General features: G+C 59.4%; 12 protein-coding genes and 1 pseudogene. 9 read left to right on the top strand and 4 right to left on the bottom strand.

Features of this window, described 5'->3' with window-relative positions; genetic code table 11:
* The first annotated feature begins 299 nt into the window (after positions 1-299).
* Entirely contained in the window at positions 300-1,892 is a 1,593-nt protein-coding gene (locus M5B43_RS01500) for an ABC transporter substrate-binding protein (RefSeq protein WP_248748467.1), read from the top strand.
* 65 nt (positions 1,893-1,957) lie between these two features.
* On the opposite strand, the gene radC is transcribed toward M5B43_RS01500, so the two are convergent.
* A complete protein-coding gene (gene radC / locus M5B43_RS01495) occupies positions 1,958-2,632 on the bottom strand; it encodes a DNA repair protein RadC (protein WP_248748466.1) in 675 nt (224 codons plus the stop codon).
* A 143-nt stretch (positions 2,633-2,775) separates the two neighbouring features.
* Here radC and coaBC point away from each other — a divergent pair, with 143 nt between their 5' ends.
* The 6 genes and pseudogenes from coaBC to M5B43_RS01465 all read left to right on the top strand — a co-directional run bounded on the left by coaBC (position 2,776) and on the right by M5B43_RS01465 (position 8,838).
* Positions 2,776-3,984, top strand: a complete 1,209-nt coding sequence (coaBC, locus tag M5B43_RS01490) for a bifunctional phosphopantothenoylcysteine decarboxylase/phosphopantothenate--cysteine ligase CoaBC (protein ID WP_043048060.1) — start codon at positions 2,776-2,778, stop codon at positions 3,982-3,984.
* Between the two features lie 6 nt (positions 3,985-3,990).
* Complete coding sequence (gene dut / locus M5B43_RS01485) at positions 3,991-4,446, top strand: dUTP diphosphatase (RefSeq protein WP_248748465.1); 456 nt, start codon at positions 3,991-3,993, stop codon at positions 4,444-4,446.
* Positions 4,447-4,686: 240 nt separating this feature from the next.
* A pseudogene (locus M5B43_RS01480) lies at positions 4,687-6,108 on the top strand (phosphomannomutase/phosphoglucomutase); the annotation flags it as partial.
* Positions 6,109-6,129: 21 nt separating this feature from the next.
* Positions 6,130-7,035: an acetylglutamate kinase gene (gene argB, locus M5B43_RS01475; protein WP_003213275.1), complete on the top strand. Its 906-nt coding sequence runs from the start codon at positions 6,130-6,132 to the stop codon at positions 7,033-7,035.
* Between the two features lie 198 nt (positions 7,036-7,233).
* Entirely contained in the window at positions 7,234-8,067 is an 834-nt protein-coding gene (locus M5B43_RS01470; protein ID WP_248748464.1) for a hypothetical protein, read from the top strand.
* 357 nt (positions 8,068-8,424) lie between these two features.
* Positions 8,425-8,838, top strand: a complete 414-nt coding sequence (locus M5B43_RS01465; RefSeq protein WP_248748463.1) for a hypothetical protein — start codon at positions 8,425-8,427, stop codon at positions 8,836-8,838.
* 70 nt (positions 8,839-8,908) lie between these two features.
* Here the strand turns inward: M5B43_RS01465 and pyrE are convergent, their stop codons facing one another.
* Positions 8,909-9,556 (bottom strand): orotate phosphoribosyltransferase, encoded by a 648-nt coding sequence (gene pyrE / locus M5B43_RS01460; RefSeq protein ID WP_248748462.1) that lies wholly within the window; start codon positions 9,554-9,556, stop codon positions 8,909-8,911.
* An 82-nt stretch (positions 9,557-9,638) separates the two neighbouring features.
* Between pyrE and M5B43_RS01455 the strand changes: the two genes are divergently transcribed.
* Complete coding sequence (locus M5B43_RS01455) at positions 9,639-10,418, top strand: exodeoxyribonuclease III (RefSeq protein WP_003195493.1); 780 nt, start codon at positions 9,639-9,641, stop codon at positions 10,416-10,418.
* Between the two features lie 58 nt (positions 10,419-10,476).
* Here the strand turns inward: M5B43_RS01455 and M5B43_RS01450 are convergent, their stop codons facing one another.
* Both M5B43_RS01450 and rph read right to left on the bottom strand, forming a co-directional pair.
* Positions 10,477-10,845, bottom strand: a complete 369-nt coding sequence (locus M5B43_RS01450; RefSeq protein ID WP_248748461.1) for a DUF4870 domain-containing protein — start codon at positions 10,843-10,845, stop codon at positions 10,477-10,479.
* 22 nt (positions 10,846-10,867) lie between these two features.
* Entirely contained in the window at positions 10,868-11,590 is a 723-nt protein-coding gene (gene rph, locus M5B43_RS01445; RefSeq protein ID WP_016975928.1) for a ribonuclease PH, read from the bottom strand.
* A gap of 227 nt (positions 11,591-11,817) precedes the next feature.
* Here rph and M5B43_RS01440 point away from each other — a divergent pair, with 227 nt between their 5' ends.
* On the top strand, positions 11,818-12,681 hold the full coding sequence (locus M5B43_RS01440) for a YicC/YloC family endoribonuclease (RefSeq protein ID WP_248748460.1): 864 nt from the start codon (positions 11,818-11,820) through the stop codon (positions 12,679-12,681).
* Positions 12,682-12,686: the final 5 nt, after the last annotated feature.

Raw genomic sequence — 12,686 nt, 5'->3', positions numbered from 1 at the left:
AAGACCCCAGTGCAACAACAGGCCGTGTATTTTTACACGCGTAAATCTCGCCGACAGACGCCTGAACCACTGCCAGGAGGGGCCGCTACAACAGCCGACCGCTCGTCGCACAGAATGATTTACGGCGCTCGCGAGCACGGGGAAGTGCACGGCGAAACGCGCTGAGACGCCATCAAAACAGCATTTGCACCAAAAGCACAGGCAAAAATGGGCTAGTCATTTATCAACCAGACCACTACGGTAGGCTTTTTCCAGACTGCACTCGCAGATGGGCCTTCGATCTGCACAGGAAACCGAATATGCGCCTCGCAGCCCTACCGCTATTGCTTGCCCCTCTCTTTATCGCGCCGATGGCCGTTGCCGCCACCAGCTTGAGCGTATGCACCGAGGCCAGCCCCGAAGGGTTCGATGTGGTGCAATACAACTCGCTGACCACCACCAACGCCTCGGCGGACGTGCTGATGAACCGCCTGGTGGACTTTGACGCAGCTAGCGGCAAATTGATACCAAGCCTCGCAGACAGCTGGGAAGTTTCACCCGATGGCCTGACGTACACCTTCAAGCTGCACCCTGACGTGAAATTCCACCGCACTGACTATTTCACTCCAAGCCGCACCCTCACCGCCGAAGACGTGCGCTTCAGTTTCGAGCGCATGCTCGACCCGGCCAACCCATGGCACAAGATCGCCCAGAGCGGATTCCCTCACGCCCAGTCTCTGCAGTTGCCGGCGCTGATCAATAAGATCGACGCCCTTGATCCGCTGACCGTGCGCTTCACCCTCGACCACGCCGACTCCACTTTCCTGCCGGCGCTGAGCATGGGCTTTGCCTCGATCTACCCGGCTGAATATGCCGACAAGCTGCTCAAGGCCGGCACCCCCGAAAAGCTCAATAGCCAGCCAATCGGCACAGGCCCTTTCGTTTTCGTGCGTTTCCAGAAAGATGCCGTGGTGCGCTACAAGGCCAACCCGGACTATTTCGCCGGCAAACCGGCTGTGGATAACTTGATCTTCGCCATCACGCCGGATGCCAACGTACGCCTGCAGAAACTGCACCGCGACGAATGCCAGATCGCCCTGTCGCCCAAGCCCCTTGACGTGGGCGAAGCCGAAAAAGATCCTGCCTTGAAGGTGGAAAAAACCGCCGCCTTCATGACCGCATTCGTCGCCATCAACAGCCAACACCCACCGCTGGACAAGCCCGAAGTACGCCAAGCGATCAACCTGGCCTTCGACAAGGACAGCTACCTCAAGGCGGTATTTGAAGGCACTGCCGAAGCCGCCAATGGTGTTTATCCGCCGAATACCTGGAGTTACGCCAAGGACTTGCCAGGTTATCCACAGGACCTCACCAAGGCCAAAGCGTTGCTGGAACGCGCCGGGTTCAAGGACGGTTTCAAGACGACTATCTGGACTCGTCCGACCGGTAGCCTGCTAAATCCCAACCCAAACCTCGGCGCCCAACTGCTGCAGGCCGACCTGGCCAAGGTTGGCATACAGGCCGAGATCCGCGTGATCGAGTGGGGCGAGTTGATTCGCCGGGCCAAGGCCGGTGAGCACGACCTGCTGTTCATGGGGTGGGCTGGCGACAACGGCGACCCGGACAACTTCCTGACCCCGCAGTTTTCCTGCGCAGCGGTGAAGTCCGGCACCAACTTCGCTCGCTACTGCGACCCCGCGCTGGACAAGCTGATCCGCGCTGGCAAGACCACCAGCGAGCAAGGGGTTCGCAGCAAGTTGTACCAACAGGCCCAGGCGCAGATCCAGCAGCAGGCACTGTGGCTGCCCCTGGCGCATCCGACGGCGTTTGCCTTGACACGCAAGGATGTCGAGGGCTACCAGGTCAGCCCGTTTGGACGGCAGGATTATTCGAAAGTCAGCATCAAGCCCTAACCCCAAGTTGCACGCTGCAAGCCCACTTGAGGCTTGCAGCTCAAAACTTGCCGCTGCCCCTCTTTCTACAACCATCCATATTCAGCCATCGACAGTGGATCACCGTCCCCGACGATGATGTGGTCCAGTACCCGCACATCCACGACTTCCAGCGCCTTTTGCAGCAGCTTGGTCAATTTTCGATCAGCCGCACTGGGCTCCGCGCTTCCGGAAGGATGGTTGTGGCACAAAATCAACGCCGCCGCGTTGTAGGCCAAGGCACGCTTGACCACTTGCCGCGGATAAACGATCGCGGCGTAAATGGTGCCCTGGAACAGCGCCTCGAACCCAAGCACCCGATGCTTTGAGTCAAGAAACAGGCAACCGAAGGTCTCATGAGGCTCATGACGCAACAGCGCCTTGAGGTATTCGCGCACGGCCAGCGGGCTCTCCAGCACCGAGTCAGCCCGCACGCGTTCGGCCAAATGGCGCCGGGACATTTCCAGCACAGCCTGCAGTTGGGCAAACTTCGCTGGCCCCAGCCCCAAATGTTGGCTGAACAGCGTCTGGCAGGCCTCCAACAGTGGGCGAAGGCCACCGAATTGCGTCAACAGATGGCGCGCAAGATCCACCGCGCTGCGCCCGGAAACGCCAGTACGCAGGAAGATCGCCAATAGTTCGGCGTCGGACAAACTCGCCGCGCCCCATTCCAAAAGCTTCTCCCGTGGACGCTCCGCCACGGGCCAATCACGAATACTCATCCCACCTCCGTGTGTATGCGAGTCGCTGTTGCCCGGCGGTCGCTGTGTTATCTTAAGCCCTCTTTTTTGCCTGCGATTTCACCTGGGGAGGGGTCATCGCAGGCGTCACTGAACTGGCATCACTGAACTGGAAAGGCAAACCAATGCAGCGTCTGTATCGGAAACGCATCGTTCTCGGCGTCGGCGGCGGCATTGCCGCCTACAAGAGCGCAGAGCTGGTTCGCAGGCTCCTGGACCAGGGCGCCGAAGTGCGCGTGGTCATGACCCGCGGTGGCAGTGAGTTCATCACCCCGCTGACCATGCAGGCCCTGTCCGGCCACCCGGTTCACCTGGACCTGCTTGACCCGGCCGCCGAAGCTGCCATGGGCCATATCGAACTGGCCAAATGGGCCGACCTGGTACTGATCGCACCGGCTACCGCCGACCTGATCGCCCGCCTGGCTCAAGGTATCGCCGATGACCTGCTGACCACCCTGGTACTGGCCACCGACGCCACCGTCGCCATCGCCCCGGCCATGAACCAGGCCATGTGGCGCGACCCGGCTACCCAGGCCAATACACAACTCCTGCAAAGCCGTGGCCTCAAAGTATTCGGCCCCGCTTCCGGCAGCCAGGCTTGCGGCGACGTTGGCATGGGCCGCATGCTCGAGGCCACCGACCTGGCGCAGTGCGCCGCCGAGTGCTTCCAGCACCTGGCCCTGACCGGCAAGCATGTGCTGATCACCGCCGGCCCGACCCAGGAAAACATCGACCCGGTGCGCTACATCACCAACCATAGCTCAGGAAAAATGGGCTTTGCCCTGGCTGAAGCGGCGGTCGAGGCAGGCGCACGCGTCACCCTGATCACCGGCCCGGTGCATTTGCCGACCCCTGATCGCGTCACGCGCATCGACGTAGTCAGCGCCCGGGACATGCTGGCGGCCTGTGAAGCGGCTATTCCCTGCGATCTGTTTATCGCCTCGGCAGCGGTTGCAGACTACCGCCCGGAAGTGGTCGCCCCGCAAAAGCTCAAGAAAGACCCTACGAGCGGCGACGGCCTGCTCCTGCAAATGGTGCGCAACCCGGACATCCTGGCCACCATCGCCACGCGCCCGGACCGCCCGTTCAGCGTCGGTTTTGCCGCCGAGACCGAGCACCTGCTGGACTACGCTGCGCGCAAATTGAAAGACAAAAACCTCGACTTGATCGTCGCCAATGATGTCGCCAACCCGAGCATCGGCTTCAACAGCGAGGAAAACGCCTGCAGCGTGATCGACCGCGAGCTGCACGCCACCCTTTTCGCCCAGACCAGCAAAGGCAAGATTGCCCGCCAACTGATCTCTTTTATCGCCCAACGGCTGAACCAGGTTTAATTTCCCATGCACGCTTTGCAAGCCAAGATCCTCGACCCCCGCATCGGCAGCGAATTCCCCCTGCCGGCCTACGCCACACCAGGCTCCGCCGGCCTTGACCTGCGCGCCATGCTCAAAGAGGACACTGTTCTTGAGCCGGGCCAGACCATCCTGATCCCCACGGGCTTGTCGATCTACGTCGGCGACCCGGGCTTGGCGGCGCTGATCCTGCCGCGCTCCGGCCTGGGCCACAAACATGGCATCGTGCTGGGCAACCTGGTGGGCCTGATCGACTCCGACTACCAGGGCGAACTGATGGTGTCGTGCTGGAACCGTGGCCAGACCGCGTTCAACATTGCCGTCGGCGAACGCATCGCCCAGCTCGTCCTGGTGCCAGTGGTGCAGGCGCACTTCGAACTGGTACAGGAATTTGATGAGACCCAACGCGGCGCAGGCGGTTTTGGGCATTCTGGCAGCCACTGACTAAGCTGAATCAGGTCGGGCGCCCCTGTCCGGCCTGATGCCACCGCATGGCATTTCAGGATGAAGAATGCGCGAACCTCACATGCGAGATTTCACCAGTGAAATCAATGCATTACGCAACAACAAGGCTGGAGCCCAGGCCCCAGTGGCACTTTTGCACCACGAACTCTCTGCCGAAAACGCCGTCATACCCTTCAGTTTGAGCCCGCCGGCCAGCCACATTCAGGCCAGCCTTGCCCCCTTCAGATGGAGTTTCCCCCCGCGATGAGTACCGCAGCCCGAGTAGCCCCGACCTTTCCCGACAGTATCTTCCGCGCCTACGACATTCGCGGCGTAGTACCCAAGACCTTGACCGCCGAAACCGCCTACTGGATTGGCCGCGCCATCGGCTCGCAGAGCCTGGCCCAAGGCGAACCCAACGTTTCGGTTGGCCGCGACGGCCGCCTGTCCGGCCCGGAACTGGTGGAGCAACTGATCCAGGGCCTGGCCGATAGCGGCTGCCACGTCAGCGACGTCGGCCTGGTGCCGACGCCGGCGCTGTACTACGCCGCCAACGTACTGGCCGGCAAATCCGGGGTGATGCTCACCGGCAGTCACAACCCGTCGGACTACAACGGCTTCAAGATCGTCATCGCGGGCGACACCCTGGCCAACGAACAGATCCAGGCCCTGCATACCCGCCTCAAGACCAACGACCTGACCAGCGGCACTGGCAGCATCACCAAGGTCGACATTCTTGCGCGCTACTCCGACGAGATTACCCGTGACGTCAAACTCGCACGCCGCCTGAAAGTCGTGGTGGACTGCGGCAACGGCGCGGCCGGCGTGATCGCCCCGCAACTGCTCGAAGCCCTGAACTGTGAAGTGATCCCGCTGTTCTGCGAGGTCGACGGCCACTTCCCCAACCACCACCCGGACCCGGGCAAGCCTGAAAACCTGGTGGACCTGATCGCCAAGGTCAAGGAAGTGGGCGCCGACGTGGGCCTGGCCTTCGATGGGGACGGCGACCGCGTGGGCGTAGTGACCGAAACCGGCGAGATCGTGTTCCCGGACCGCCTGCTGATGCTGTTCGCCCGCGACGTGGTAGCACGCAATGCCAACGCCGAAATCATCTTCGATGTGAAATGCACTCGCCGCCTGACACCACTGATCAAGGAGTACGGTGGCCGTCCGCTAATGTGGAAGACCGGCCACTCGTTGATCAAAAAGAAAATGAAGGAAACCGGCGCCCTGTTGGCCGGCGAAATGAGCGGCCACGTATTCTTCAAGGAACGCTGGTTCGGGTTTGACGACGGCATTTACAGCGCCGCTCGTCTGCTGGAGATCCTCAGCAAGGAAAAATCCACCGCGCAGGGGCTGTTTGAGACCTTCCCGAATGATATTTCTACGCCAGAGATCAATATCCATGTGACCGAGGAGAGCAAATTCAGCATCATTGACGCACTGCACGATGCGCAATGGGGTGAAGGCGCCAACCTGACCACCATTGATGGTGTGCGAGTCGATTACGCCAAAGGCTGGGGCCTGGTTCGCGCGTCCAACACCACACCGGTGCTGGTACTGCGCTTCGAGGCGGATACCGAGGCTGAGTTGCAGCGCATCAAGGACGTGTTCCACGTCCAGTTGAAACGTGTTGCCCCTGATCTCCAATTACCGTTCTGATTTTTTGCACCGGAGCCCTGAATGACCCTCGAACGCGAAGCCGCTGCCAATACCGCCAAGGTCCTTTCCGAAGCGTTGCCTTATATTCGACGCTACGTCGGCAAGACACTGGTGATCAAGTACGGCGGCAATGCCATGGAAAGCGACGAGCTGAAAACCGGCTTTGCCCGCGACATCGTGCTGATGAAAGCCGTGGGGATCAACCCGGTGGTGGTCCACGGTGGTGGCCCGCAAATCGGCGACCTGCTCAAGCGCTTGTCGATCGAGAGTCACTTCATCGATGGCATGCGTGTCACTGACGCGCAGACCATGGACGTGGTGGAAATGGTCCTTGGCGGCCAGGTCAACAAAGACATCGTCAACCTGATCAACCGCCATGGCGGCAGCGCCATCGGCCTGACCGGCAAGGACGCCGAGCTGATCCGTGCGAAGAAGCTCACCGTGACCCGCAAGACCCCGGAAATGACCCAGCCGGAAATCATCGACATCGGCCAGGTAGGCGAAGTGATCGGTATCAACACCGACTTGCTGAACCTATTGGTCAAGGGCGATTTCATCCCGGTGATCGCGCCAATCGGCGTGGGCGCCAACGGTGAGTCCTACAACATCAATGCCGACCTGGTGGCAGGCAAAGTAGCCGAAGCCCTGAAGGCCGAGAAGCTGATGCTGCTGACCAACATCGCAGGCTTGATGGACAAGGAAGGCAAGGTGTTGACCGGCCTGACCACCCAACAAGTGGACGACCTGATCGCCGACGGCACTATCTACGGCGGCATGCTGCCGAAGATCCGCTGCGCGCTGGAAGCCGTGCAAGGCGGCGTCGGCAGTTCGTTGATCCTGGATGGCCGGGTTCCGAACGCGATCCTGCTGGAAATCTTCACCGATACGGGTGTAGGTACGCTGATCAGTAACCGCAAGCGCCCCTGATTTATAAAGCACCAAAAGACCGCAGTTTTTTACGGCGCCTACGACAATACGTACCCATGTACGGAACCTTCGTCAGGCGCAGTAGAATCTGCGGTTTTTTATGCGCAATGGAAACGCGACCTCCAACAATGATCACGAAAAACGCGGTTTTTTCAGCATGAGTGGGCCTTTCAACATTCGCTGAAAAGGGCCTAATCAATGAAAGAACTCGAAATTCACTCTAGAGATGCGCTGCGAAGCCTCCTGAGCAAAATACCGATTCTAGAGATTAAAAGCCTCAAATCTACGCCGCCTTCAAAAGGCTGGACTCCCGACTTCATTATCGAGATTAACGCAGCAGGGAAATCACGCCCCCTGGTGTGTGAGGTAAAAGCAAATGGCCAGCCCAGATTCATAAACGCGGCCATACTTCAGCTTCGCGACTATGTAAGTGAGCAAAGGCCAGAGGCTACGCCTATCGTGGTAGCCCCCTATCTTTCACCCGTAGCCAGACAACTGTGTCGGGAAAAGGGTGTGGGATATTTGGACTTGGAAGGTAATGCCTGGATCTCGTTCGATGGTGTATTCATTGATCACCAGGTAGCTGACAAGCCGCTCTCGGAGCACAGGGAGCTTAAGTCTTTCTTCAAACCGAAATCAGCGCAGATCATACGCACGATGCTTCGGGATCCGGATCGAGCCTGGCGGGTGGTAGAACTGTGCGAAGCCGCCGGGGTGAGCCTGGGTCAAGTAAGCAATGTCCGCACAGCACTGCTGAATCGAGAATGGGCAAGAACGACAAATGACGGTGTATGTCTATCCGATCCTCAAGCGCTTCTGGATGCATGGGCCGAAACATACGAGCCTCCATCAGGAGAGCGTAAGAGCTTCTATACCACCTTACATGGCAGTGCATTAGAAAATGCCGCGCGCACCGCTATTGGAGAAAAGAGCGGCGGACACGCGCTTTTTTCGTCCTTTTCTGCCGCTCAATGGCTCGCACCCTACGCCCGCATCAGCACGAATTACTTTTATGCCGACATTGAGGACTAGAGAGACTGGTTAAAGCACTCCAGTGGGTTCCTGCATCAAAGGGCGAGAACGTTGTGATCACTTTACCCAAGGACGAAGGACTCCTACTGGACACCGCTGAACCCGCACCGGGCGCCCTGTGCACCAGCCCAGTTCAGACCTATCTAGATCTATCGGTTGCAGGAGAGCGTGGAAAGGAAGCTGCCGAATATCTACGACAGGAAAAACTGACATGGTCTCGTTAATCCCTCAAGAACCTCAATCCGCCTCAGATTATGACGACAGAACAACAGCTGCTGTGAAGGCGGTATTAATCGAGATCGGTCAGATCCTTGGTTCCTTCAAGGGCAAGTTTGCAGTAATAGGTGGAGCGGTGCCTTGCGCGTCTATCAAATGGTTGCCATTGCAGGCCCCATGCCCACGGGTGGCAAAAATCGTGTCGAGGTCGCTGTGTGCTCGATCCCCGCCCTGCTAGCGATGAAGGGATACGCCCTAAACGGAAGGCATAAACAGAAGGACGCATATGACATCTACTACTGCGTCCGTAATTTCCCGGGTGGCATGCAAGCGCTTGCAGAGGAATGTCGATCAGTACTTGAAACCGGGAGTGGAGAGCAAGGATTTCAGTTCATCGGCGAAAAGTTTGATATCGTCGAAGGCTATGGCCCGACTGCCGTAAGACGATTCGTCGAAGACAGCCAAATACTTGGAGATCGCACACCGGACCAATGGCAACAAGACGCTTTCGGGCAAATTGACGCTTTATTGCGCGCCTTACGACTGCGTGAGTAACAGCCCACCGAAGCCCGATCTGAAAAAAGGCCCCACTCAATTGAATTGAATGGGGCCTTTTTTATTGCAATTACTGAACGCCGAACTGCTCGCGGTATGCCTTGACCGCCGGCAGGTGCTGCTTGAGCTGCGGGTCGTCTTCCAGGAACTGCAATACCTGGTTCAGCGACACGATGCTCACCACCGGAATACCGAAATCGCGCTCTACTTCCTGGATTGCCGACAACTCACCGTTGCCGCGCTCCTGGCGGTTCAGCGCGATCAGTACACCGGCGGCCTTGGCGCCGTCCTGGGAAGCGATGATCTGCATCACCTCACGGATAGCGGTGCCGGCGGTGATCACGTCGTCGATGATCAGCACTTCGCCTTTGAGTGGAGCCCCGACCAGGCTACCGCCTTCGCCGTGGGCCTTGGCTTCCTTACGGTTGAAGCACCACGGCAAATCCTTTCCGTGATGTTCCGCCAGGGCCACTGCTGTCGCGGCGGCCAAGGGAATGCCCTTGTAGGCTGGGCCAAACAGTACGTCGAAGGGAATACCGCTTTCAACGATGGCAGCCGCGTAGAAACGACCGAGCTGAGCCAGCGCCGAGCCTGAGTTGAACAAGCCCGCATTGAAGAAGTACGGGCTGGTGCGCCCGGACTTGAGAGTGAACTCACCGAAGCGCAAAACGCCGCGATCGATGGCAAAACGAATGAAATCGCGTTGATACGCCTGCATGAAAAAAGCCTCAGATACCACGGATTTAGCTAATTAGGTGGACGGCGTGTATCATACACGCACGCGATTTTTGGGGCCATTTATGCGGATCATCAGTGTGAACGTTAATGGTATTCAGGCTGCAGTCGAGCGTGGTTTGCTCAGTTGGCTGCAAGCACAGAATGCCGACGTCATCTGCCTGCAGGACACCCGCGCCTCCGCCTTTGAACTGGACGACCCAGCCTTCCAACTGGATGGCTACTTCCTTTATGCCTGCGATGCCGAAGTGCCCACCCAAGGTGGCGTGGCTTTGTACTCGCGGTTGCAACCCAAGGCGGTCATCAGCGGCCTCGGCTTCGAGACAGCCGACCGCTACGGGCGCTACCTGCAAGCCGATTTCGACAAGGTCAGCATCGCGACCTTGCTGCTTCCTTCGGGGCAGAACGGCGATGAAGACTTGAACCAGAAGTTCAAGCTAATGGACGATTTCGCCCGTTATCTGGACAAACAGCGACGCAAGCGTCGCGAGTACATTTATTGTGGCTCGCTGTACGTGGCGCAACAGAAGCTGGATATCAAGAACTGGCGCGACAGCCAGCAATCCCCGGGCTTCCTGGCGCCGGAACGCGCCTGGATGGACGAGATTGTCGGCAACATGGGTTATGTCGATGCCCTGCGCGAAGTCAGCCGCGAAGGTGACCAGTACAGTTGGTGGCCGGATAACGAACAGGCCGAGATGCTCAACCTGGGTTGGCGCTTCGACTACCAGTTGCTGACGCCTGGCTTGCGCCGGTTTGTCCGCAGTGCACGCCTGCCGCGTCAGCCACGCTTCTCGCAGCATGCGCCACTGATCGTGGACTACGACTGGACATTGACCATCTGAGGTCTTTCTCCAGGCACAAAAAAACCGACAGCGATGTCGGTTTTTTTGTGCGTGTTCATTATTTGATCAGGCGCAACGTCCACGGGTAGCGATAGGCAATACCCTTGTTGGCCTTGATGCCGGCAATAATGGTCAGTACCAGGGCGCCAATCACCAATACGGTCATCAGCAACCAACCGATCACCACGAACCCCAGCACGATGCACACCAGCCAGGCAATCGCCACGGTGATCTGGAAGTTGAGTGCTTCCTTGCCCTGGTCATCAATGAGCGGGTCCACATCCTTCTTGACCTGCCACAGGATCAGCGGCCCTATCAGGCTACCGAAGGGGAACACCAACCCCAGGAACGCCGCGAAGTGACACAACATTGCCCACTGGCGTACTTCCTTGGACGGTGCCGGAACCGGCAACTGGCTGTCACTCATGGCGCTTCTCCTCGAGACCGGCTTAGTCAGCCAGTGCGGCGTTTTGCAGTTCGAAAATTTCGGTCATGCCTTTCTGGGCCAGGGCCAGCATCGCATTCAGCTCAGCCGGCTGGAACGGCGCGCCTTCGGCAGTGCCCTGCACTTCGATGAAACCACCGGTGCTGGTCATCACCACGTTCAGGTCGGTCTCGGCGGCCGAGTCTTCCAGGTAGTCCAGGTCCAGTACAGGCTCGCCCTGGTACATGCCGACCGAAACGGCGGCGATCATTTGCTTGAGCGGATCGCCGCCCTTCAGGCCGCCGCGCTTCTTGATCACTTTCAGCGCGTCAACCAAGGCCACCATGGCGCCGGTGATGGACGCGGTGCGGGTGCCGCCGTCGGCCTGGATCACGTCGCAGTCGACGTACAGGGTCACGTCGCCCAGCTTGGACATGTCCAACGCTGCGCGCAGCGAACGGCCGATCAGGCGCTGGATTTCCAAGGTGCGGCCGCCTTGCTTGCCACGGCTGGCTTCACGCTGGTTACGTTCGCCGGTAGCACGCGGCAGCATGCCGTATTCAGCGGTCAACCAACCCTGGCCCTGGCCTTTGAGGAAACGCGGCACGCCGTTTTCGACGCTGACGGTGCAGATAACCTTGGTATCGCCAAACTCGACCAGTACAGATCCCTCGGCGTGTTTGGTGTAGTTGCGGGTGATGCGGATCGAGCGGAGCTGATCGGCAGCGCGACCACTTGGACGTTTCATAGGGGATACCTGTACGAAGGACGAAAAACTGCCGAGCATTATAGAGCCGCCAGCCGTTTCGGGGCACTTCTAAAAATTCGGTTACGAATGCACGGCTTGTCACTCTTTGTGACTGCCAGGGTTTGGGGCCTCCCGCCCACTGCGCTACACTCCTGCGCCTTCGCAGCCTGTCGGCTTCAATTTACCCACCAGCCCGCATTCGCGGGACTGCATCGCGAGGTACCCCCATGGTGCACAGCATGACCGCCTTCGCCCGTGTCGAAAAAGCCGGGGCCCAAGGCACCCTCAGCTGGGAACTGCGCTCGGTCAACAGCCGTTACCTGGAGCCGCACCTGCGCCTGCCGGAATCTTTCCGCGACCTCGAAGGCGTCGTTCGTGAAGCGCTGCGCCAGGGCATCTCCCGCGGCAAGCTGGAATGCACCCTGCGTTTTACCGAAGATACCACCGGCAAACCCCTGCAGGTCGACCGTGACCGTGCCGCGCAACTGGTTGCCGCCGCCGAGACCATCGCCGGCCTGATCAAGCAGCCCGCCGCGCTGAACCCCCTGGAAGTGCTGGCCTGGCCTGGCGTATTGGTAGCCGACGCGAGCGACCCGCAGGCCCTGAATGCCGAAGCCCTCACCCTGTTCAACCAGGGCCTGAAGGAACTCAAGGCCGGCCGGGAGCGTGAAGGCGCCGAACTCGCCCGCCTGATCAACGAGCGCCTGACGTCGATCGAAGCAGACGTGGTCACCCTGCGCGAGCTCGTGCCGCAGATGCTCGCCACCCAGCGCCAGAAGGTCCTCGACCGCTTTACCGACATGAAAGCCGACCTTGACCCCACTCGCCTTGAACAGGAAATGGTCCTGCTCGCACAGAAGAGCGATGTGGCCGAAGAGCTCGACCGCCTGAGCACCCACATCCTCGAAGTGCGCCGCGTGCTCAAGTCTGGCGGTGCCGCCGGTCGGCGCCTGGACTTCCTGATGCAGGAACTCAACCGCGAAGCCAATACACTGGGCTCCAAGGCTTTCGATCCGCGCAGCACCACGGCTGCGGTCAACCTCAAGGTGTTGATCGAGCAGATGCGCGAACAAGTACAGAATATTGAGTAAGGCAA

The sequence above is a fragment of the Pseudomonas sp. MWU15-20650 genome (assembly GCF_023242475.1).
Lineage (GTDB): Bacteria > Pseudomonadota > Gammaproteobacteria > Pseudomonadales > Pseudomonadaceae > Aquipseudomonas.
This window is presented reverse-complemented; position numbering and strand designations above follow the sequence as displayed.

Coding starts and splice junctions, on each gene's coding strand:
- M5B43_RS01500 (WP_248748467.1), top strand. CDS start 300: ATGCGCCTCGCAGCCCTACCGCTATTGCTTGCCCCTCTCTTTATCGCG.
- radC (WP_248748466.1), bottom strand. CDS start 2,632: ATGAGTATTCGTGATTGGCCCGTGGCGGAGCGTCCACGGGAGAAGCTT.
- coaBC (WP_043048060.1), top strand. CDS start 2,776: ATGCAGCGTCTGTATCGGAAACGCATCGTTCTCGGCGTCGGCGGCGGC.
- dut (WP_248748465.1), top strand. CDS start 3,991: ATGCACGCTTTGCAAGCCAAGATCCTCGACCCCCGCATCGGCAGCGAA.
- argB (WP_003213275.1), top strand. CDS start 6,130: ATGACCCTCGAACGCGAAGCCGCTGCCAATACCGCCAAGGTCCTTTCC.
- M5B43_RS01470 (WP_248748464.1), top strand. CDS start 7,234: ATGAAAGAACTCGAAATTCACTCTAGAGATGCGCTGCGAAGCCTCCTG.
- pyrE (WP_248748462.1), bottom strand. CDS start 9,556: ATGCAGGCGTATCAACGCGATTTCATTCGTTTTGCCATCGATCGCGGC.
- M5B43_RS01455 (WP_003195493.1), top strand. CDS start 9,639: ATGCGGATCATCAGTGTGAACGTTAATGGTATTCAGGCTGCAGTCGAG.
- M5B43_RS01450 (WP_248748461.1), bottom strand. CDS start 10,845: ATGAGTGACAGCCAGTTGCCGGTTCCGGCACCGTCCAAGGAAGTACGC.
- rph (WP_016975928.1), bottom strand. CDS start 11,590: ATGAAACGTCCAAGTGGTCGCGCTGCCGATCAGCTCCGCTCGATCCGC.
- M5B43_RS01440 (WP_248748460.1), top strand. CDS start 11,818: ATGGTGCACAGCATGACCGCCTTCGCCCGTGTCGAAAAAGCCGGGGCC.